The organism is Conyzicola lurida (assembly GCF_014204935.1).
Taxonomy (GTDB): domain Bacteria; phylum Actinomycetota; class Actinomycetes; order Actinomycetales; family Microbacteriaceae; genus Conyzicola; species Conyzicola lurida.
Map to the genome: position 1 here is coordinate 1,792,706 of NZ_JACHMJ010000001.1, position 21,422 is coordinate 1,814,127.

Sequence of the window (21,422 nt, forward strand, 5' to 3'; positions counted from 1 at the left end):
GGCGCGCGGTGGGACCGCTTCTCGGCGGGCGTCGCGGCTCGCGGGGGCACCGCTTCTCTGCGGGCGTCGCGGCTCCTCACGGCGGGCGCCGCGGCCGCTTACGGCGGGCGCCGCGTTAGACCCGGTCGGAATCCAACTGCCGGTTGACGATGGCCTGCTCGGGGTGCGCGGGGATCTCGCAGACGTCGCCGATGCAGACAGCAGCCTGCGGATCGCCGACGATCTGCAGCGGGAGGGTGCTCACGCGGGCACGTCCTCGGACTCGGAGCGCTCGGCGCGGGCCTGCTCGAGGACGTTGACGAACGCGGCCGCGTCCTGGGCGCCGGACACTCCGTACTTGCCGTCGATCACGAAGAACGGCACGCCCTGGATTCCGTAGGCCTCGGCCTGTGCGACATCCGCCTTGACGTCGGCGACGTAGGTGCCGGCTTCGAGTGCCGCGCGGACCTCGTCGCGGTCGAGCCCGATCTCTGCGGCGAGGTCGGCGAGGTCCTCGATGCGGCCGACGTGGCGGCCGTCGACGAAGTACGCCTTGAGCAGGCGCTCCTTCATGTCGAGCTGGCGGCCCTTCGTCTTCGCGAAGTGCAGCAGCTCGTGCGCCTTGATCGTGTTGGTCTGGTGCACATGGTCGTAGTCGTAGTCGAGGCCGACGCTCTTGGCGATGCCGGTCACGCGGTCGAGCATCATGTCGACCTGGTCGGGCGAGATGCCCTTGCGCTGGCTCAGGAAGTCCTTGGGAGATCCGTCGAAGTCGACCGGGGTGTCAGGGGCGAGCTCGAAGGAGTGGTACTCCACCTCGACGTCGCCGTCGAACTGGGCGGCCCCGTCCTCGAACTTGCGTTTGCCGATGTAGCACCAGGGGCACTGCACGTCGGACCAGATGTCTACCTTGATTGCGTCACTCACTCTGAACCCAACGCCACCGGCCGCGCCGTATTCCCACCTCCCCCCTTTTCGCGCTGTGTTTTCGGAAATTCAGGAGTTCTGTGCCGATGGCCGCGGCGGTGCCCCGGTTTTCCGGGCCTCTTCGGGAGGCGCGGGGGTGTTCTTCCTGAATTTCCGACCTGCGACGTGGATGCTCGGCCGGCGATGGCGGTCTCCACGGCGAGCACGACCTTCGGCCAGTGATGGAACACGGCGCGGGCGCTGGGGCGCAACGCGGTCAGGTTCGCGATCGTGATGTCGAGGTCCTTCATCCGGTCGGGCTCGAACCGGTCCCAATGGAACTCGTCCCCGTCCGTCTCCATGCCCACACTCTCGTCGACGACGAGGTCGATGCGGTCGGCGTCGCCGCGGTGCGCCTGCGAGATCACCGAGTGGCCGAGCAGGCTCAGCCGAGTCCGCGCGAGACTCTCGGGCAGGCTCTCGCACAACGGGTCCACCCACTCGCGGATGAACCTCAGCTCGCGCGGCAGCGCTCTCACGATTTCCGCGAGCCCCGACGTGCTCAACAGCCGCGAGTGCAGTGCCCAGTCGATCGCCGCGACCGCCGTCTCGAACTCCTCGTCCAGCACGACCCGTACGAGGGCATCGCGCAGATCGACGACCGTCGCGGACCCGCGGGCTGCAACGGCGGCTCCGTCCCAGTGCAGCTTGAGATTGGGCGGATGTCGGCCGTGCAACTTGACGTGCCGGTTCCCCGGGGTGCGCAGTCGCGCCGCGTTGTCCCGCAGCGAGACGTGCAGCGGATGCCGCCCCAGCGACCACCCGCCGAGCGCGATCACCGCCGACATTCCGGTGAGCCTGCCGCCGACGCGCACCGCCCGCACCCGGGGGTCGTCGGACGGCAGCGTCGTGTACCAGCCCTGCCGGGCGCGCTCGACCTCTCCCCCGCGCACCGCGAGGGTCAGATCGAGGTCGCGCGCTCCCCGCGCGACGAGTTGCTGCTTCTGGGCCATCCCCCCGAGGGATGCGACGATCGCTGCGATATCGGGCATCGCCCCATGCTGATCGCCGGCGGGGGGCGACCGGGCCGCGGCGCGGCTATCGGTGTGGCGTGCATCCCGCACCGGGCCTGGGGAGGAGCCGCGTCATCCGCCCGCTTCTGAACCCGCCCGCCCCTCAGCCGCCCTGTCGGAAATTCAGGAAGTCTGGCGCACAGCCGCCGCAGCAGACCCGGGTTTCCGCGACCCCGTAAACAGCAAACGCCGCCTCTTCCTGAATTTCCGAAATCTCGGAGGACGAAATCTCGGGGCAGGGAGGGCGGCGATTGCCGTGCGACTACGCGCCGAGCAGCTGCTCCGCGAGGTAGCCGCGCAGGCGGTCGAGCGAGACGCGCTCCTGCGCCATGGAGTCGCGCTCGCGCACGGTCACCGCGTTGTCCTCGAGCGACTCGAAGTCGACAGTGATCGCGAACGGCGTGCCGATCTCGTCCTGGCGGCGGTAGCGGCGGCCGATAGCGCCGGCGTCGTCGAAGTCGACGTTCCAGTACTTGCGCAGGTCGGCGGCGACCGAGCGGGCGAGCGGCGAGAGCTGCTCGTTGCGCGACAGCGGCAGGACGGCGACCTTGACCGGCGCAAGCCGGCGGTCGAGGCGCAGAACGGTGCGCTTGTCGACTCCGCCCTTCGCGTTGGGGGCCTCGTCCTCGGCGTACGCGTCGATGAGGAAGGCCATGAGCGCACGGGTGAGTCCGAACGCGGGCTCGATCACGTACGGGATCCAGCGCTTGTCCTGCGTCTGGTCGAAGTACGACAGGTCGGTGCCGGACGCCTCTGAGTGCGTCTTGAGATCGAAGTCGGTGCGGTTCGCGACGCCCATGAGCTCGCCCCACTCGCTGCCGGCGAAGCGGAAGCGGTACTCGATGTCGACGGTGCGCTTGGAGTAGTGCGACAGCTTCTCCTGCGGGTGCTCGAAGAGGCGCAGGTTCTCGGGGTTGATGCCGAGGTCGGTGTACCAGGCGAGCGAAGCGTCGATCCAGTACTGGTGCCACTCTTCGTCCGTGCCGGGCTCGACGAAGAACTCCATCTCCATCTGCTCGAACTCGCGGGTGCGGAAGATGAAGTTTCCGGGCGTGATCTCGTTGCGGAAGCTCTTGCCGATCTGGCCGATTCCGAACGGGGGCTTCATCCGGGCGCTGCCCATGACGTTCGCGAAGTTGACGAAGATGCCCTGCGCGGTCTCGGGGCGCAGATAGTGCAGACCCTCCTCGTTGTCGACCGGCCCGAGGTAGGTCTTGAGCATGCCCGAGAAGTTCTGCGGTTCGGTCCACGATCCGGGCTGGCCGGTGTCGGGGTCCTTGATGTCGGCGAGACCGTTGACGGGCGGGTGGCCGTGCTTCTCCTCGTAGGCTTCGAGCAGGTGGTCGGCGCGGTAGCGCTTGTGCGTGTGCAGCGACTCGACGAGCGGGTCGGAGAAGACCTCGACGTGGCCGGACGCTTCCCATACCTTGCGGGGAAGGATGACGGCCGAGTCGAGGCCGACGACGTCGTCGCGACCCTGGACGACGGTCTGCCACCACTGCTTCTTGATGTTCTCTTTGAGCGCGACGCCGAGCGGACCGTAGTCCCAGGCGGAGCGCGAACCGCCGTAGATCTCTCCCGACTGGAAGACGAAACCCCGGCGCTTGGCGAGGTTGACGATGGCGTCGAGGGAATTGGCGTTGGCCACAGATAGCTCCAAAATGATCAGCCGTGCTGGATGCGCGGTCGAGGTAGGTATTCAGTTTACGGGTGCGGTCGCCGGGCCGGCCGCGGCCGGGTGGGCGGGCACGGCGGGCTGCGGCCTTGCGCGGCGCGCTTCAGGCGGTGGCCGGATGCCGCGACCGGCGCCCCGCTCAGGCGCGGTTCCCGGGCTGGCGCGGTTCCCGCTCAGGCGCGGCTCTCGGGCCGGAGCGGTTCCCGGGCCGGCGCGACTCTAGGGCTGGCGCGACGCTCGCCCCCGCGCAGCTTTCGGAAATTCAGGAATTCACGACCGTGCCGCGCGCAACACGCCGCCGCATCGTGGTCGTGCCCCGCGTTCTTCCTGAATTTCCGATACGGGGGGTGAAAAAAGACACCGCCCTCGCCTCCGCAGCTTTCGGAAACTCAGGAATTCGCGACCGTGCCGCGCGCAACACGCCGCCACGGAGCGATCGTGCAGCCCGCTCTTCCTGAATTTCCGAAACGGGGGTGCGAAGACACCGCCCTCCCCGTTACAACTGCTGCGCGTTCGCCGCGATCTCGTGCGCGCGCTGGATGATGCGCACGACCTCGAGCGAGTCCCGGGCGTCGACCGGAGACGGGGCGCCGTCGCGGATCGTCGCCGCGACGCCTTCGTAGAACGCCGGGTAGTCGCCGTTCTCGGTCGGGTACGGGGCGAGCCCCTCCGCGGATCCGTCGACGCCGAGCAAACCCCATTCGGACGGCGGCGTGATGCCGTAGCCCTCGGACCCGGGCCAGCGCGACTCCTTGAGGAACGGTTCCTGATTGTCCAGACCGTAGACGCTGTACGCGCTCTTGTTGCCCAGCACCCGGAACCGCGGACCGTTCTGCGCGGCCGCCCGGCTCATCGTCAGGTGCGAGCGCACGCCGCTGGTGTGCAGCAGCGAGATGAACGAGTCGTCGTCGCTGACTCCCCCGCGCACGATCGCGAGTTCGGCCTGCTCGACCGTCGCCGGACCGAACAGCTGTAGCGCCTGGTCGATGAGGTGGCTGCCGAGGTCGAAGGTGATTCCGGCACCCTCCTCGATCGTGGTGGTCTCCTGCCAGAGGCCGGTCTTGGCGCTGCCCCAGCGCTCGAACGTCGACTCGAAGCGGTGCACGTCGCCGAGTGCGCCATCCCGAATCAGCTTTTTGATCGTCAGGAAGTCACCGTCCCAGCGGCGGTTCTGGAAGACGAAGACCGCGTTGCCGGTCTCTTCCGACTTGGCGATGAGCTTCTTCGCGTCGACGACGGACGGCACGAACGGCTTGTCGATGACGATCGCGGCACCGGCCTCGAGGGCGGCGATGCCCTGGGCGAGGTGCACGTGCGGCGGCGACGCGAGGATGACGAGGTCGAGGTCTCCGGCGCGCTCGAGCAGCGCCTCAGGGGTGTCGACGATGGTCGCTCCGGGGTGGGCCTCGCGCGCCTGCGCTTGGCGGTCGACGTTGCCCGTGGCGATCAGGTCGAGCGAGAACGCCGGATTGGTCGCGATGAACGGAGCGTGGAACACCCGGCCGGAAAGCCCGTAGCCGATGATGCCCGTGCGGATTGGTGTGGTGGTTGACATCCGTCCAGACTAGCGAGATCAGACATCGGGATGCCGCGGCCGAGGTCAGCCCGTCGCGGACTCCAGCGCGAACTCAAAGACGAGCGACCAGCCGATGCCCGTGCCCTCGTACGACTTCTCGCGCTCGGGCACGCGCCGGAATCCCGCGCGCTCGTATAACCGCTGCGCGGAGTGGTTGAGGTCCCCGGTGTCGAGCACGACCGACGACGCACCCCAGCGCCGCGCCTCGTCGACGGTCGCGGTGACGAGCAGCTCCCCGACCCCGCGTCCGCGGGCCTCGGGTGCGACCGTGAGCAGACGCAGTTCGGCCTCGTCACCGACCGCGAGGCGGGAGGCCGGGGTGCCCGAGCGCAGCAGGCTCGAGGTGCCGAGGAGAGCCCCGGTCGACGCGTCGACCGCGACCAGCAGCGCGCCCGAGGCGGCGCGGCCCGCGGAGTCGCGCTGCAACGCCCGGCGCGCGGCGGTGACGGGGAGGTGTCCGTACGGCCCGGCCGTGAAGCCGGCGTCGACGAGGTCGGCGACCGCGTCGAATTCGTCGGCCGTCGCGCTCCGCACGATGACGGGGGTCTGCTCTTCGCTCACGTCGCTCCCTCTCCTATCGTCCGACCAGTCTCGCCCCGCGGTCCCGGGGCGGCCGCCGCGTTATGTACTGCGACGTGCCCCTACGCGGTCGGCGCGTCGACGGCCCCGCCGAAGCGGCGGTTGCGGCTCGCGTAGAGCGAGACCGCCTCCCAGAGCTGCTCGCGCCCGAAGTCGGGCCAGAGGGTATCGAGGAACACCATCTCTGCGTACGCGCTCTGCCAGAGCATGAAGTTGCTGGTGCGCTGCTCGCCCGAGCTGCGCACGAACAGGTCGACGTCGGGGAGGTCGGGGGTGTAGAGGTGTTTTTGGATCGACTTCTCGGTGATACCGCTCGGTTTCAGACGGCCGGCCGCGACATCCTCGGCTAACAGCCGCACCGCGTCGGTGATCTCCTGGCGTCCGCCGTAGTTGACGCACATGGTCAGCGTGAGCACGTCGTTTCCCGCGGTCATCTTTTCGGCGAACTGCAGCTCTTTGATCACGGACGCCCACAGCCGCGGCTTGCGGCCGGCCCAGCGCACACGCACACCCCAGTCGTTGAGCTGGTCCCGGCGGCGGTGCAGCACGTCGCGGTTGAACCCCATGAGGAACCGCACCTCGTCGGGGCTGCGCTTCCAGTTCTCGGTGGAGAAGGCGTACACGCTCAGATGCTTGATACCGAGTTGGATGGCGCCGGCGACGACGTCGAGCAGGCTGGCCTCGCCTGCCTTGTGCCCCTCGATGCGGGTGAGGCCTTTGCCATTGGCCCAGCGGCCGTTGCCGTCCATCACGATGGCGACGTGCTCGGGCACGGCTCGCTTGTCCATCACAGGCGGGTAGACGCCGGTCCAGTCCACCGGTTTGAAATCCACGGCGTCCGGATGCGTCATTCCGGGTTTGATGAATCTCATGCGGTGGACCTATCGACGTGTTGGAGCGAACGCAGAGTGCGTTCGAGGTGGAACTGGGTGTACGCGGCGACCACGCCGCTCGCCTGGCTCCGATGGCGCTCGTCCGACGTCTCGACCGCCTCCCAGTCGCCGGTGAGCAGTGCCGACAGCAGCTCGAGGGTCTTGATCTCGAGACGGGGCGAGCCCGGAGGCGCCACCTCGTCGGCGACCACGCCGCCGAGTTGGGCGACGAAGACGGTGTGCGGGCCGGGTGCGCCCGTGACGGCGCAGTCGAGGAAGCTCGGCGCCCAGCCGGCGATCGACAGCGAGCGGAGGAGGTAGCTGTCGAGAGTGACGCTGGAGCCGTGTTCGCGGCGGGCGAGCGACCGCAGCGCGCCGACGAGCAGCAGGTACTGCTGCAGCGATCCGTCGTCGTCGGTGATCTTGTCGGCCGTCTCGACCATGACGCTCGCCGCGGTGTAACTGCCGTAGTCGGCGGTGATCTCGGCGCCGTACGAGCCGAGCGACTCCGCCTGCGTGATGATGTCGAGGGTGCGACCCTCGAACAGTTGCACATCGGCGACCATGAACGGTTCGAGACGCGCGCCGAACTTGCTCGCGGTGCGCCGGACGCCCTTGGCGACGGCCCGGATCTTGCCGTGCTGCCTGCTCAGCATCGTGACGATACGATCGGCCTCACCCAGCTTGTGGGTGCGCAGCACGACGGCTTCATCACGGTAAAGGGGCACTTACCTATTATCCGCTCTGCGACGACAATGGAGGCTGGACGACAGGCTGACGGACAAGGAACCTAGAACACATGGTCACTCTCGTTACCGGCGGAACCGGCACCCTCGGTCGTGAGCTCGTTCCGCTACTACGGTCGCGTGACGTCGAGACGGCCGTGCTGAGCCGGAGCGAGCACCCGGAGTTCCGCACCGGCGACCTCGCTGCCGGCTCCGGGATCTCCGCCGCGCTCGACGGCGTCGACACCGTCGTGCACCTCGCCGCGGGCAAGAACCAGGAGACAGAGGCCCGCACGCTTCTCGCGGCGTGCGAGGCGGCGGGGGTCGGGCACATCGTGTTCATCTCGATCGCAGGCATCGACGACATCCCCTTCCCGTACTACCGGGCGAAGCTGGCGGCGGAGAAGGCGCTGCTCGCGGGCTCGGTGCCGGTGTCCGTGCTGCGGACGACCCAGTTCCACTCCTTCGCCGCCGCACCGTTCCTCGCGCAGAAGCGTCTGCCCGTGCTGCTCTCGCCCCGGCTCAGTATCCAACCGATCGACACGCGCGTCGTCGCCGAGCAGCTCGCCGATCTCGCGGGCGGGGACCCGCGTGGCCGGGTGCCCGACCTCGGCGGGCCCGAGGTCCTGACCGGCGACGACCTCGCCCGTGCCGTGTCGACGAGATACGGATGGCGCAAGCCGATCCTCCCCGTCGCCATACCGGGGCGCACGTGGGCGGCCTTCGCTGCCGGGCATCACCTCGTGCCGCAGAACCGGTCGGGCGGGCGTACCTTCGCCGAGTATCTCGCCGCGCAGTAGTCACGCGCTCGCCACGGCGTCGATATCTCGGCGTCCCTCAGCAAGCGGCCGCGCTCGGCACACGGGACAATGGACGAGTGAACACAGCCGCCTTCTTCATCCCCGCCTGGGCGGACATCCTCGCCATCGGCATCGGCAGCCTGCAGGGGGCGCTGTTCGCGGCACAGTTCCGCGACCGCCGGCTCGACCTGCTCGGTGTCGCGGTGATCGGTATCGCGACCGGCTTCGGCGGCGGAATCCTGCGCGACGTGCTGCTCAACCAGCTTCCCGCCGCGATGCAGAGCAACTGGTATCTGCCCACCGCGGTCATCGCGGCACTCGTCGGCATGTTCCTCGAGCGCATCTTCAGCCGCCTGTCGAAGGTCATCACTGTGCTGGACGCGCTGACCATCGGACTGTTCGGGGCCATCGGAACCACGAAGGCGCTCGCGGTCGGCGTGCCTCCGGTGCCCGCCGTGTTCCTCGGCGCGGTCTCCGCGGTCGGAGGGTCGATCCTGCGCGACCTCCTGCTCAACCTGCCGATCGCGATCATGCAGGTCGGCTCGCTCTACGCGATCGCGGCGCTGGCCGGCACGTCGAGCATCGTGGTGAGCATCGCGTTCGGGGTCAACGTGACGATCGCCGCGGTCGTCGGCGTCGTGGTCACGTTCGGCGTGCGCATCCTCGCCGTGCTGTTCAACTGGAGCCTGCCCGAGCAGCGCCGCCTCGAGAAGATCCCGACGCTGCGCCGGTTCCGCAACTTCCGCAACTTCCGTCCGGGTCGTCGCTGAGCGCCGGCCGCCGCTGATCTCGCGTCGCCGCTGAGCTGTAGGCGGATACCCCGGTCGCGCCACCCGTGCGATCCGTGCGCGAACCCGGGCTCCGTCATCCCGCCACCCCTCTTCACCACCACCGCGCGATTCGGAAATTCAGGAAGTCTGCACACAAAAGCCCCGCGCCGCCCCGGGTTTTCGCGGGGGCAGCGTGGGGCGATTGCGTTTCTTCCTGAACTTCCGAAACTGCGCGGCGAGACGCCGGGGAACGCGCTCGTTAGACCGCGGCGAGCTCGCGGTCGTCGGTCGTGGCGCGCACCGCGCGGTTGACCGCGGAGACCACGGCCTTGAGCGAGGCGGTCGAGATGTCCGCGTCGATGCCGACGCCCCAGAGGCGGGTTCCGTTCACGTTGAGCTCGACGTAGGCCGCGGCGTAGGCGTCGCCACCCGCGCTGAGAGCGTGCTCGACGTAGTCGAAGAGCTTCACGTCGATGCCCTGTTCGGCCATGATGTTGAGGAACGCGGCGATCGGGCCGTTGCCGGTGGCATCCGCGTTGATCACGTCGTCGCCGACTCGCAGCACGGTCTGGAGCGACACTTCGCCGCCCAGATCGCTCGCGGTCTGCGTGCGGTTGAGCTCGAAGCGTCCCCACTTGTCCTCGGGGCGGGTGACCGGCGCGGGCAGGTACTCGTCCTGGAAGATCGCCCAGATCTGGTCGCTCGTGACCTCTCCGCCCTCGGCGTCGGTCTTCGCCTGCACGACGCCCGAGAACTCGATCTGCAGCTTGCGCGGCAGGTCGAGCGCGTGGTCGGTCTTCAGCAGGTAGGCGACGCCGCCCTTGCCGGACTGCGAGTTCACCCGGATGACGGCCTCGTAGCTGCGGCCGAGGTCTTTGGGGTCGATCGGCAGGTACGGCACGGCCCAGACGAGGTCGTCGACCGTGACGCCCTGCGCGACGGCGTCGACGGCCATGGCCTCGAAGCCCTTCTTGATGGCGTCCTGGTGCGAGCCGCTGAACGCGGTGTAGACGAGGTCGCCCGCCCACGGGCTGCGTTCGGGCACGGGCAGCTGGTTGCAGTACTCGGCGGTGCGCTTGACCTCGTCGAGGTCGCTGAAGTCGATCTGCGGGTCGATGCCCTGCGTGAACAGGTTGATGCCCAGCGCGACGAGGTCGACGTTGCCGGTGCGCTCTCCGTTACCGAACAGGCAGCCCTCGATGCGGTCCGCGCCGGCCATGTAGCCGAGCTCGGCCGCGGCGATGCCGGTGCCCCGGTCGTTGTGCGGGTGCAGGCTGAGGATCACGCTGTCGCGGCGGGCGAAATTGCGCGACATCCACTCGATGGAATCGGCGTAGACGTTCGGCGTCGCCATCTCGACGGTCGCGGGCAGGTTGATGATGACGGGGCGCTCGGGAGTTCCGCCCAGGGCGTCGACCATCTGGTTGGAGATGTCGAGCGCGAAGTCGAGCTCGGTCCCCGTGTAGCTCTCGGGCGAGTACTCGTAGTGCACGTCGACCTCGGGCACGGTGGCCTCGGCCAGGCGGCAGAGGCGGGCTCCCTCGAGCGCGATGTCGATGATGCCCTGCTTGTCGGTGCGGAACACGACCTCGCGCTGCAGCACGCTCGTCGAGTTGTAGAGGTGCACGATGGCCTGCTTGGCCCCGGCGATCGACTCGTAGGTGCGGTTGATCAGGCCCTCGCGCGCCTGGGTCAGCACCTGGATGGTGACGTCGTCGGGGATCAGGTTCTCTTCGATGAGGCTGCGGACGAAGTCGAAGTCGGTCTGCGAGGCCGACGGGAAACCGACCTCGATCTCCTTGTAGCCCATCTTGACGAGCAGGTCGAACATGATGCGCTTGCGTTCGGGGCTCATCGGGTCGATGAGGGCCTGGTTGCCGTCGCGCAGGTCGACGGCGCACCAGCGGGGCGCCTCGGTGATGCGCTTCGACGGCCAGGTGCGGTCGGGGAGGTCCACGGCCAGCTGCTCGTGGTACGGGCGGTACTTGTGGATCGGCATGCCGGAGGGCTGCTGCGTGTTCTTCATGGTCTCTGGTTCTCTTCGCTTTCGTTAGTGGTCAGCCGACAACAAACACCGCGACGAGTGAGGCCTTGGGTTAGGACTCGTCGCGGCAGCTAAGGAGAAGCAGACCGAACAACACCATTTCAGGGTAACACCGTCGTGCGGCGCCTGTCGCCTCGGAAATTCAGGAAGTCTGCACGCCGGCCGCGGTACGGGCGCCGAGAACTCGCCGACCTGCGGGGCGATGGATGGCGGACTTCCTGAATTTCCGAAACGGGGGTGCGCGCCAGCGCGTGACAGTGCGTGACAGCGTCCCGACAGCGGTCCGCTCGCACACTGGTCGGGACACGAAGGAGAAGCCATGACACTGGCGATCGAGGCCCACGGCCTCACCAAGCGGTACGGGTCCACCCAGGCTCTTGCCGGCATCGACCTCGAGGTGGAGGAGGGGCGCGTTCTCGGCGTTCTCGGGCCGAACGGCGCGGGAAAAACCACGGCGGTCCGCATCCTCGCCACCCTGCTCACCCCTGACTCGGGCACGGCGCGGGTCGCCGGCCACGACATCGTCACGGATGCGTCCGCGGTGCGCCGTTCGATCGGACTCACCGGACAGTACGCGAGCGTCGACGAGGATCTCACCGGCCTCGAGAACCTCGTGATGATCGGCCGGCTGCTCGACCTCTCCACCCGCGCCGCCAAGGCACGGGCCGACGAACTGCTCGCCGAATTCGACCTCACCGACGCGTCCAAGCGTCTGGCGAAGACCTACTCGGGCGGCATGCGGCGCCGCCTCGACCTCGCCGCGTCGCTCATCGGCCGACCGAGCGTCGTCTACCTCGACGAACCGACCACGGGCCTCGACCCGGGCAAGCGCGACGACGTCTGGGACATGGTGCGCGCGCTCGTCGCCAAGGGCACGACGGTGCTGCTCACCACCCAGTACCTCGAAGAGGCCGACGCGCTAGCCAACGAGATCACCGTGATCGACCACGGACGCATCATCGCCCACGACACCCCGCAGGCGCTTAAACGCCAGCTCGGAGGCCAGACCCTCGAGGTGCGGCCGGTGGATCCGCACGACCTCCCCCGGGTGCGCACCCTGCTCGCCCGGGTCGGAACCCGCGAACCCGAGCAGCCGGCGCCCGACCTGCTGTCCGTCCCCGTGTCCGACGACACCGCCCTCGCCCGGGTCGTCGGCGAGCTCGCCGCGGACGGCATCGCCGTCAGCGAACTCTCGCTGCGCCTGCCCAGCCTCGACGAGGTCTTTTACTCGCTCACCGGCCAGACCCAGTCGGCCGACACTCTGGAAGGAGCTGCGCTCTGATGATCCGCGACTCGCTCATCCTCGCCCAGCGCTCCATCACCAAGATGGTGCGCAACCCCGAACAGTTCATCGACGTGACGGTGCAGCCGATCATCATGACGGTGCTCTTCGTCTACATCTTCGGCGGCGCCGTCGCCGGAGACACGGCCGACTACCTGCCGTTCGTCCTGCCCGGCATCATCGTGCAGACGATCATGTTCACCTCGCTGACGATCGGCGTGAATCTCAACACCGACATCCAGAAGGGCGTGTTCGACCGATTCCGGTCGCTGCCGATCGCCCGCTCCGCTCCCCTGCTCGGCGCCGTGAGCGGCGACATCGTGCGGCACCTCATCGCCATCACGGTGACGCTCGCGTTCGGTGCGATCATCGGCTTCCGCTTCGGAACAGACGTCGGATCGGTCATCGCCGGCGTGCTGCTGATGATCCTGTTCGCCGTCAGCCTGTGCTGGGTCTCCGTGCTCATCGGCATGCTCGCCCGCAGCTCGGGAGCCGTGCAAGGACTCTCGTTCCTCATCGTGTTCCCGCTGACCTTCGGCTCGTCGACCTTCGTGCCCGCGTCGACCCTTCCGGACTGGCTGCAGGGCTGGGTCGCGATCAACCCGGTGACCCACGTCATCGAGATGATGCGCGGTCTGCTCTCGGGGCCGACCTTTATGGCGGCCGGTACGACGATCGGCGGCGAGATCGTCTGGGTGCTGGCCTCGTGCGTGGTGCTGGTCGCGGTGTTCTTCCCGCTCGCCACGTGGGCGTACCGCAAGAAAATCTAGACGGTCAGTCGCGAGAGCGACTCCAGTGCGGCAGAGCGGGTCGGGGCGGATGCCGCGGCCCGCTCGATCCCGTGCGCCCGGGCCGCCGCCTCGATCGCGATCACCTGCGGGGCGGTCGCGTCGTGGATCCCCACGATCGCTGTCGCGAGGTCGAGAGCCCGCACCGCCCCGGGGATGTCCCCGCGACTCACGGCCAGCGTGCCGAATCCCAGCGCGACACTCGCGATGACGGGGTGGTCGTGCGTGGCGAGGGCGGCGTCGGCCGCGGCGCGAAGAGCGGTCGCCGCGGCATCCACATCGCCCTTCTGGCTTGCCGAGTCGCCACGGGCGACGCCGATCATCGCGACCAGCTGCCCGGGCATTCGCGGCCACGACGAGGCGAGCTCCTCGACCCGGTCGAGCCGGGCGTCCGCCGCGTCGACGTCGCCGACGTGGAGATCGACGGTCGCCGACATCATGAGCGCCTGCAGGATCGTGCGCGCGTTGCCGCCCGCCTCGGCCGAGGCCAGTAGTGCGGCGGTGCGGGAGCGGGCCTCGTCGTGCCGGCGCATCCGGAGCAGGAGCGAGACGGAGAGACTCATCTGCTGGGCGAGGTCCCACTCCGTCGTGATCGGGCGCATGTGGTCGGTCGACGACGTGGCGGTCGCGAGTGCCTCGTCGAGCCTGCCGTGCAGGGTCAGCCATTCCGAGCGCATCTGCTCGGCGAGGGCGAGTCCCCAGAGGTCGCCGATCTCGGTGAAGCGCGCGACGGCGAGCTCGGACTCGGTGCCGAGCGCCTCGACGTCTCCCCGGTTCTGAGCGATCGCGGCGGCGAGCACGTGGAGGAGCGCGCACGGCCAGGCGCCCAGACCGAGATCCTCGCCCCAGGGGACCCGGACGTCGGACATCGCGCGCGGATCGGCTCCCACCTCCGCAAACGCCGAGAGCAGAACCGGCAGCACCTGGAGCAGGTCGTTGTCGCCGTCCGTCGCCGGGCCGACCGCGTCGAGCATCTGTGCGACGAGGTCCGGGGACTCCGACCGCGGGTCGAAGTCGTCGGCGTCCGCGGTGCCGCCGCCACCGAAAGCACGGGCGACGGGTGCGAGCGCACGGAGGAGTCGCGCGTCGTCTCCGTCGAGCCCCTCGGCGAGAGGGATCGCCGCCGCGAACCAGAGTCGGGTGTCGTCCTGCCGGTCGCGGATCGTCCAGTACCACCCGCACGCGGCGCAGAGCGCGACGGCCTCCCCCGCCATACCGGTGCCCGTGGCGTAGCGCAGGGCCGCCGCGATGTTGTCGTCCTCGGAGTCGAACCAGCCGATGGCGTCGTAGATGCCCGGACCACGCAGCAGGCGGTCGGTCTCGCCGGCCCGCTCGACGAGGTAGAGCACCTGGTCGCGGCGCGCGTCGGCGAGTTCTCCCCGCTCGGCGAGCTTGTCGATGCCGAACTCGCGGATCGTCTCGAGTGCCCGGTACCGGCCGCGCGAACGCCCGAGCAACGATTTGTCGACGAGAGAGTCGAAGACGGATGCCGCGGGCAGGCCCATCGCCCGGGCAAGACGCCGCGCGTCCGCCACGTCGATCCCGGCCGGGAACACCGCGAGGTGAGCGAGCGCACGCTGCTCGTCGGGCGTCAGCAGGCTCCAGCTCCAGTCGATCATGGCGCGCAGTGTCTGGTGCCGCGGGAGGGCCGTGCGGAACCCGCCGGTCAGCAACGTGAACCGGTCGTCGAGTCCCTCGAGCACCTCGGCGACGGACATCGTGCGCAACCGGGCCGCGGCGAGCTCGAGGGCGAGCGGGAGGCCGTCCAGGCGCGCGCAGACGCGCGCGACGGCCTCGAGGTCTGCGGGGTCGAGCGGCTCCCCGCTCGCCGCCGCCGCGCGCTGGCGGAAGAGCTCGATCGCCGGGAATAGCTCCAGCGGGCCCGCGCTGCCGGCCGAGAGCTCGGCCTCCGTCGGGTGGCCGAGCGAGCCGAGGTTCACGAACGCCTCGCCGGGCACGCCGAGCGGTTCGCGGCTCGTGGCGAGGATACGCAGCGACGGGAGCGCCGAGAGCAGGTCGCCGGCCGTGCGAGCGGCCGCGTCGATGACGTGCTCGCAGTTGTCGAGCACGAGCAGCACCTCCCGGCCCGCGAGGGCGGCGAGCACGCGCTCGCGCGCTCCCGTCGGTTCGGCGGGAGCGTCGGCCGTGCGGAGCTCGCGACCGGTCGCCCCGAGAATGGCCGAGAGCACTTCGTCGGACCCGACCGGTGCGAGCTCGACGAGAATCGCCCCGGGGTGCGACGCCGCCGCGGCCAGCGCGAGACGCGTCTTGCCCGCGCCGCCCGGACCGACGACGGTCACCAGACGGTTGGCCGAGAGCTGGGCGGCGACGGCCGCCAGCTCCCTCTCCCGGCCGACGAGCTCGGTGAGCGGAGTCGGAAGCCCGTTCCTGACCGGGGCGGCGGGAACGGTGTTTCCCCCGAGACTGAGCGCCGTCGCGCGGTCGGCGCGCAGGTCTCGCTCGAACCAGTCGAAGTTCGCGGACGGCACCCACGGTTCCCCCGCCCAGCCCGCAAGAGCCCGGGATGCGAGTTCGCCGCTGCCGCTAGCCGCTGCCTCGGCGACCAGGTCGGAGAAGACGAGCGCGTCGACGTCCGTGCGCGCGATGGCGAGGCGGTAGCCGCCGACCGTCGACTCGATGGTGCCCGGCGGGAGTTGCGACCGCAGCCGGGAGACGATCGACTGCAGTGCCGCGCGGGTGTTCTCCGGGGCATCCGACGACCAGACATCCTCGGCGATGGCGCGGTAGCTGACGGCGGTGCCGGCGTCGACCGCGAGGCGGAAGAGCACGGCGAGCTGCATCGACCCCGAGACGGCGATCGGCTCGTCGTCGTGCTCGATGCGGAGACCGCCCAGAAGACCTATGCGCACGCGTCAACTCTAAGCCGCGTCGCGGGCGGGGCTGCGCGGTCGCCGCGGTCGCCTCGGTCGCCACCGCCGTCGCCCCTGCCCCGTCGCCCCTGCCCCGTCGGAAATTCAGGAAGTCTGTACGGCAGCCGCGGTGCGGGTGCCGAGAACTCGCCGATCTGCGGGGCGATGGATGGCGGACTTCCTGAATTTCCGAAACGGGGCGGCCGGGCGCGGCTCGGCCGCGCCCCTACTCCAGCGCCAGCGCGGCCACCGGCGTCACGCGGGTGGCGCGACGCGACGGCCCGACCGACGCCGCGACAGTGAGCACCGCGGCGAGCACGACTGTCCCGACGAGGAACGGCAGCGGCAGCCCGGGCACGACGAATCCGGGGCTCCCGTTCACGCTGCCGAACATCGACTGCGCGCCCGCCCAGCCGTAGCAGAACCCGAGCACGAGGCCGACGAGGACCGAGGCTGCGGTGAGTTGGGCGCTCTCCGCGGTGATCATCCCCCGGACCTGCCGCCCGGTGAACCCGAGCGCGCGCAGCAGCCCGAGCTCGCGCGTGCGCTGCATGACGCTGAGCGACAGGTTGTTCACCATGCCCACGGCCGCGATGACGGCGCTGAACCCCATCAGGATCGAGAACACGGCCAGCGTCACGGCGAACGCCTCGTCGATGCCCTGGTAGTACTCCGGGTTCTCCCGCTGCGCGGCGGAGATGATGTTCTGGTACCCCTGCATCGCCACCGCGAACATCGTCACCAGCGTGATGCCGATGACCAGACCGATCGTCGTACGCGAGGACCGTTCCGGGTACCGCACCGCGTTTTCCGCGGCGAGCCGGGCCGGCGCGCTGGAGCCGAGCAGACGACCGACGAACCGCAGGGCGACGGGCATCACCAGGTGCGCGCCGACCACGAGCCCGGTGAACGAGAGCAGCCCGCCGACGATCCCGACGAGCACGGCGAGGGGTGTGACCAGTCCGATCAGGACAGAGACGACGAGGATGACGGTGCCGGCGACGAACAGCCCGACAGCGACCGCGTTGCGGGCTTTCGACGCGGAGACCTCCGCCGCGCTCTGCTCGTGCGCCGCGCCCGTGGCCTGCATCGGCGAGACGACGAGCACCCGGCGCGACCCGACCCACGAGGCGATCCAGGTCGTGAGTACGACGGCGACGACGGGAAGCACGAGCACGGGCGACAGGTACGAGTAGGCGACGCCGGCGGGCATGAACCCCGTGGACGTGCCGACGGCGACGGTCGCGACGGTGACCGCGCTACCGACGAGGAACCCGGCCGCGGCACCGACCAGCCCGACGACGAGCCCCTCCCGCGCGACCGCGCGACGCTGCGTGCGCGCGCTCGAGCCGATCAGCCGCAGCAGCGCGATCGTGCGCGTGCGGCCCGCGATGATCGTCGAGAAGGTGTTCGCGGTGACGATCGCCCCGACGTAGACCGCGATCACGATGAAGACGACCGCGACGATCCCGAGGAAGAACGCGACGGTGTCGCTCTCCCCCGTCACGCTGTCGGCGGCGAGGATCTGGCTGATCACGCCGACGAACTGCAGCACGGAGACACCGAACGCCGCGCTGAGGGCGGCGACGAGCACGCTCGGGCCGTGTTCCCCCGCGCTGAGCCGCATCATGCCGCACGCTCCATGCCGAGCATCAGGCCCGAGATCTCCTCGGCGGTCGACTTTCCGAGGTCGCGCACGACCACGCCGTCGGCGAGGAACAGAATGCGGTCGGCATAGCTCGCCGCGATCGGGTCGTGCGTCACCATCGCGATGCTCTGTCCGTACTCGCGGCTCGCGGTCGCCAGCAGCGCGAGCACCTCGCGGCTGGTGCGCGAGTCGAGGTTGCCGGTCGGCTCGTCGGCGAACACCAGGTCGGGACGGGTGGCGAGCGCGCGGGCGATGGCGACGCGCTGCTGCTGCCCGCCTGAGAGCTCGTGCGGGCGGTGGCGCAGTCGCGCGCCGAGCCCGAGCGATTCGACGAGCTGGTCGATCCACTCGCGCTCCGCCGCCGACGGGCGTCGGCCGTCGAGTTCGAACGGGAGCACGATGTTGCCCTCGATGTCGAGCGTCGGGACGAGGTTGAACGACTGGAAGACGAACCCGACCCGACGCCGGCGCAGGGTGGTCAACGCGTCATCCGCCAGACTCGTGATCTCGGTGTCGCCGAGCCAGACGCGGCCCGTCGTGACGGAGTCGAGACCGGCCATGATGTGCATGAGGGTCGATTTGCCGGAGCCGCTCGGCCCCATGATCGCGGTGAATTCGCCGCGGCGGATCCCGATCGTGACGTCGCGCAGCGCGGCCACGCTGTTCGAGGCGGTTCCGTACGATTTGCCGAGCGATTCGACGCGGGCGACGAGGTCGCTGTGTTCCTGAATTTCCATACTCCAACGCTAGAAGCGGGGCGGATGACGCGAATCAGGCGCGGGGATGGAAGCCGTACATCGCGGGAATGACGCTCACTACCTCGGTCGCAGGCTCCCTCGGCGCTGGGGTCGCGAAATCGCTGGCGCGATTTCCATTGCCCCACGCGCAAGCTCGACCCGCTGAGGCGCGGTCACCCCGCGGAGGGCTCGGTCACCCCGCGGAGGGCTCAGTCCGTCAGCCGGTTCTCGTAGGCGAACACCACGAGCTGCACGCGGTCGCGCAGCCCCAGCTTGCCCAGCACGCGCGAGATGTGCGTCTTGACCGTCGCCTCGCTGAGGAACTCCGTCGACGCGATCTCGGCGTTGCTCAGGCCGCGGGCGGCGAGAACGAAGATGTCCTTCTCGCGGGCCGTGAGGGTGTCGAACTCCTCGGGCACGACGGTGTTCGACGGCGAGCTCGAGTCGAAGTTCTCGAATAGTTCCTTGGTGGCGGAGGCCGCGATCACCGAGGTGCCGGCGTGCACAGTGCGGATCGCCGCGAGGAGGAACTCGGGGTCGGTGTCCTTGAGCAGGAAGCCGCTCGCTCCCCCGCGGATGGCGCGCATCGCCGCCTCGTCCAGATCGAAGGTGGTGAGCACGATGATGCGCGGCGGGGTTCCGCCCCGGGCATCGGCGGCCGCGAGGATGGCCCGTGTCGATTCGATCCCGTCCATGACGGGCATGCGGATGTCCATGAGGATCACGTCGGGCAGCGTTTCCGCCGCCATCTCGATCCCCTCGACACCGTTGCCGGCCTGGCCGACGAACTCGAGGTCGGGCTGCGACGACACCAGCATGCGGATTCCGGTGCGGAACAGCGCCTGGTCGTCGACGAGGCCGACGCGGATGCGCGCGGTCACCGGGCGCCCATCGAGATCGCGGTCGGCAGCGACAGCGACACGACGAAGCGGCCGTCGGCGGGTGCGGCCGTGAGGGTGCCGCCGACGAGGGAGGCGCGCTCGGTCATGCCGGCGAGTCCGTGGCCGATGTAGAGCTCTGCGGTGGTGGTGGGCACTGTGGTTCCGTTCGTGATGGAGATGTCGATGCTCGAGGGCATCCAGTCGAAACGGATCACGACGGTCGCCGTGCGGTCGCCGTGGCGGAGGGCGTTGGTGACGGCCTCCTGCACGATCCGGTAGATCGAGAGCTCCTGCGCCGTGCCGAGCGGGCGCGGCTGGCCGAACTGGATGAATTCGATGCCGAGCCCCGAGGCGCGGAACTGGTCGAGCAGGCGGTCGAGGTCGGCGAGCACCGGCTGGGGGCCGTCGCCCTGGCTGTGCCGCAGCTGGCCGAGCAGCAGGCGCACGTCGCCGAGCGCGTCGCGGGCCGTGGTCGAGATCGCGAGCAGCGCCTCGTCGACGGCCTCGGGGTCGACCGCGCGGGCGTACCGGGCACCGTCTGCCTGCGCGATGACGACGGCGAGCGAGTGCGCCACCACGTCGTGCATGTCGCGGGCGATGCGGTTGCGTTCCTGCTCGACGATCACGTCGCGTTCTGCCCGCTCGCGGGCGATGCGGCTCTCCCGGGTGCGCAGCATCGAGCGCACGAGTAGGCCGGCGAGCCACGGCAGGCCCAGCACGAAGAGCATCGCGAAGAAGATGAGCGCGAACTGCAGGAAGACGCCGGGCAGGTCGCTGAACCCGAAGATCGACTCGGAGACGCCCTGCGCTGCGCCGCGCAGGGCGAGGTACACCGCGACGACGAACGATCCCACGCCCACCGAGACCAGGCCGAGGGTGCGCACGACAGGCCCGCCGTAGGCCGACGTGGTGAACAGAACGAGGCAGGTGGCGACGTTGTAGACGCTGGGCTCGACCATGAGCACCATCTGCACGATGGAGAACAGCCAGGCGATTCCGAGGGCGATCCCCGGGCTGAACCGGCGTGCCGCCACGGCCACCGCGTAGCCGCCGACGACGATGACGAAACCCAGCCCGCCGAAGGCCAGACCGTAGGTGTAGCCGAACAGCTCGAGCGAGATCACGAAGTACAGCGCGGCGAGACCGACGTCTACCGCGTACTGGTACTTCTGCAAGGAGCGGAACATGTTTACACGTTAAGCGGAATAGCCGGTGCCGACGAGCGAAACAGCGCGAGATCCCCCGCGAGCGACGTCAATATCATCCGCAAGGTTGACCCGGGAGCGGGGTCTAAAACCCGAGGCGTCCGAGCTGTTTGGCGTTGCGCTGCCAGTCCTTGGCGACCTTGACCCGCAGCGAGAGGTACACCTGCTTGCCCACGAGCTTCTCGATCTCGTGCCGGGCGCGGGCTCCGACATCCTGAAGCCTTTCGCCCTGGTGGCCGATGATGATGCCCTTCTGGCTGTCACGCTCGACGAAGACGTTCGCGTAGATCTCGACGAGGTCTTTGTCGTCGCGCTCGACGATGTCGTCGACGGTGACCGCGATCGAGTGCGGCAGTTCGTCCATGACGCCCTCGAGGGTGGCCTCGCGGATGAGCTCCGAGATGCGCGATTCGAGCCCCTCGTCGGTGACGGTGCCGGCCGGGTACAGCGCGGACGACAGCGGCATGAGCTTGATCAGCTGTGTGGTGAGGGTGTCGAGCTGGATACGGCTGGTCGAGGAGATCGGGATGATCGCCTCCCAGTCGTCGCGCAGCTCGGAGATCGCGAGCAGCTGCTCGGCGACGGCGGGGCGGGAGGCGGCGTCGATCTTGGTGACGATCGCCACCTTCTTCGCGCGCGGGAAGGAGTCGAGCTGCTCGCTGATGAAGCGGTCGCCGGGGCCGATCTTCTCGTTGGCCGGCAGGCAGAGGCCCACGACGTCGACGTCGCCGAGCGTGGTCTGCACGATCGAGTTGAGGCGTTCGCCGAGCAGGGTGCGCGGGCGGTGCATACCGGGGGTGTCGACGAGCACGAGCTGGCCGGTCTTCTGGTGCACGACGCCCCGGATGGCGCGGCGGGTGGTCTGCGGCTTGGAGCTGGTGATCGCGACCTTCTCGCCGACGAGCGCGTTGGTGAGCGTGGACTTGCCCACGTTGGGGCGGCCCACGAAGGAGACGAAGCCCGCGCGGAAGTCGGGGGCCTGGTCGAACTCTGAGCCTGAGGGGGTGTCCAC

At 69.4% G+C, this 21,422-nt stretch carries 19 protein-coding genes; 4 read left to right on the forward strand and 15 right to left on the reverse strand.

What is annotated here, in order from left to right:
- Positions 1-115: 115 nt before the first annotated feature.
- The 8 genes from HD599_RS18190 to recO all read right to left on the reverse strand — a co-directional run bounded on the left by HD599_RS18190 (position 116) and on the right by recO (position 7,388).
- Complete coding sequence (locus tag HD599_RS18190) at positions 116-244, reverse strand: hypothetical protein (protein ID WP_281381830.1); 129 nt, start codon at positions 242-244, stop codon at positions 116-118.
- Positions 241-906 (reverse strand): DsbA family protein, encoded by a 666-nt coding sequence (locus tag HD599_RS08625; protein ID WP_184236036.1) that lies wholly within the window; start codon positions 904-906, stop codon positions 241-243. The genes HD599_RS18190 and HD599_RS08625 overlap by 4 nt, the downstream gene beginning before the upstream one ends.
- Positions 903-1,937, reverse strand: a complete 1,035-nt coding sequence (locus HD599_RS08630) for a glycyl-tRNA synthetase (RefSeq protein WP_184236039.1) — start codon at positions 1,935-1,937, stop codon at positions 903-905. The genes HD599_RS08625 and HD599_RS08630 overlap by 4 nt, the downstream gene beginning before the upstream one ends.
- 283 nt (positions 1,938-2,220) lie before the next feature.
- Complete coding sequence (locus HD599_RS08635; protein ID WP_184236042.1) at positions 2,221-3,606, reverse strand: glycine--tRNA ligase; 1,386 nt, start codon at positions 3,604-3,606, stop codon at positions 2,221-2,223.
- Positions 3,607-4,129: 523 nt separating this feature from the next.
- Positions 4,130-5,188 (reverse strand): Gfo/Idh/MocA family protein, encoded by a 1,059-nt coding sequence (locus HD599_RS08640; RefSeq protein ID WP_184236045.1) that lies wholly within the window; start codon positions 5,186-5,188, stop codon positions 4,130-4,132.
- Positions 5,189-5,233: 45 nt separating this feature from the next.
- The gene (locus tag HD599_RS08645; protein ID WP_184236047.1) at positions 5,234-5,770 is read right to left on the reverse strand and encodes a GNAT family N-acetyltransferase; all 537 of its coding nucleotides are present in this window, start codon (positions 5,768-5,770) and stop codon (positions 5,234-5,236) included.
- 80 nt (positions 5,771-5,850) lie between these two features.
- On the reverse strand, positions 5,851-6,660 hold the full coding sequence (locus HD599_RS08650; protein ID WP_246376132.1) for an isoprenyl transferase: 810 nt from the start codon (positions 6,658-6,660) through the stop codon (positions 5,851-5,853).
- The gene (gene recO, locus HD599_RS08655; RefSeq protein ID WP_184236050.1) at positions 6,657-7,388 is read right to left on the reverse strand and encodes a DNA repair protein RecO; all 732 of its coding nucleotides are present in this window, start codon (positions 7,386-7,388) and stop codon (positions 6,657-6,659) included. Before recO ends, HD599_RS08650 begins: the two co-directional genes overlap by 4 nt.
- A 71-nt stretch (positions 7,389-7,459) precedes the next feature.
- Between recO and HD599_RS17995 the strand changes: the two genes are divergently transcribed.
- Positions 7,460-8,185 (forward strand): SDR family oxidoreductase, encoded by a 726-nt coding sequence (locus HD599_RS17995; protein WP_184236053.1) that lies wholly within the window; start codon positions 7,460-7,462, stop codon positions 8,183-8,185.
- A 77-nt stretch (positions 8,186-8,262) separates the two neighbouring features.
- A complete protein-coding gene (locus HD599_RS08665; protein ID WP_184236056.1) occupies positions 8,263-8,955 on the forward strand; it encodes a TRIC cation channel family protein in 693 nt (230 codons plus the stop codon).
- A 259-nt stretch (positions 8,956-9,214) separates the two neighbouring features.
- Here HD599_RS08665 and leuA read toward each other — a convergent pair whose 3' ends face one another.
- Positions 9,215-10,981, reverse strand: a complete 1,767-nt coding sequence (gene leuA / locus HD599_RS08670) for a 2-isopropylmalate synthase (protein WP_184236059.1) — start codon at positions 10,979-10,981, stop codon at positions 9,215-9,217.
- A gap of 337 nt (positions 10,982-11,318) precedes the next feature.
- Here leuA and HD599_RS08675 point away from each other — a divergent pair, with 337 nt between their 5' ends.
- Positions 11,319-12,281: an ATP-binding cassette domain-containing protein gene (locus HD599_RS08675; protein WP_184236062.1), complete on the forward strand. Its 963-nt coding sequence runs from the start codon at positions 11,319-11,321 to the stop codon at positions 12,279-12,281.
- The gene (locus HD599_RS08680) at positions 12,281-13,051 is read left to right on the forward strand and encodes an ABC transporter permease (RefSeq protein ID WP_184236065.1); all 771 of its coding nucleotides are present in this window, start codon (positions 12,281-12,283) and stop codon (positions 13,049-13,051) included. Before HD599_RS08675 ends, HD599_RS08680 begins: the two co-directional genes overlap by 1 nt.
- On the opposite strand, the gene HD599_RS08685 is transcribed toward HD599_RS08680, so the two are convergent.
- The 6 genes from HD599_RS08685 to era form a co-directional block, all read right to left on the reverse strand.
- The gene (locus HD599_RS08685; protein ID WP_184236068.1) at positions 13,048-15,939 is read right to left on the reverse strand and encodes an AAA family ATPase; all 2,892 of its coding nucleotides are present in this window, start codon (positions 15,937-15,939) and stop codon (positions 13,048-13,050) included. The genes HD599_RS08680 and HD599_RS08685 overlap by 4 nt on opposite strands.
- 226 nt (positions 15,940-16,165) lie before the next feature.
- Complete coding sequence (locus tag HD599_RS08690; protein ID WP_184236071.1) at positions 16,166-17,569, reverse strand: ABC transporter permease; 1,404 nt, start codon at positions 17,567-17,569, stop codon at positions 16,166-16,168.
- Positions 17,566-18,324, reverse strand: a complete 759-nt coding sequence (locus HD599_RS08695) for an ABC transporter ATP-binding protein (RefSeq protein WP_184236075.1) — start codon at positions 18,322-18,324, stop codon at positions 17,566-17,568. Before HD599_RS08695 ends, HD599_RS08690 begins: the two co-directional genes overlap by 4 nt.
- A 209-nt stretch (positions 18,325-18,533) precedes the next feature.
- Complete coding sequence (locus HD599_RS08700; RefSeq protein ID WP_343061981.1) at positions 18,534-19,205, reverse strand: response regulator; 672 nt, start codon at positions 19,203-19,205, stop codon at positions 18,534-18,536.
- Positions 19,202-20,392, reverse strand: coding sequence for a sensor histidine kinase (locus tag HD599_RS08705; RefSeq protein ID WP_184236078.1), 1,191 nt, complete (start codon positions 20,390-20,392; stop codon positions 19,202-19,204). The genes HD599_RS08700 and HD599_RS08705 overlap by 4 nt, the downstream gene beginning before the upstream one ends.
- Before the next feature lie 103 nt (positions 20,393-20,495).
- Complete coding sequence (gene era / locus HD599_RS08710) at positions 20,496-21,422, reverse strand: GTPase Era (RefSeq protein ID WP_184236081.1); 927 nt, start codon at positions 21,420-21,422, stop codon at positions 20,496-20,498.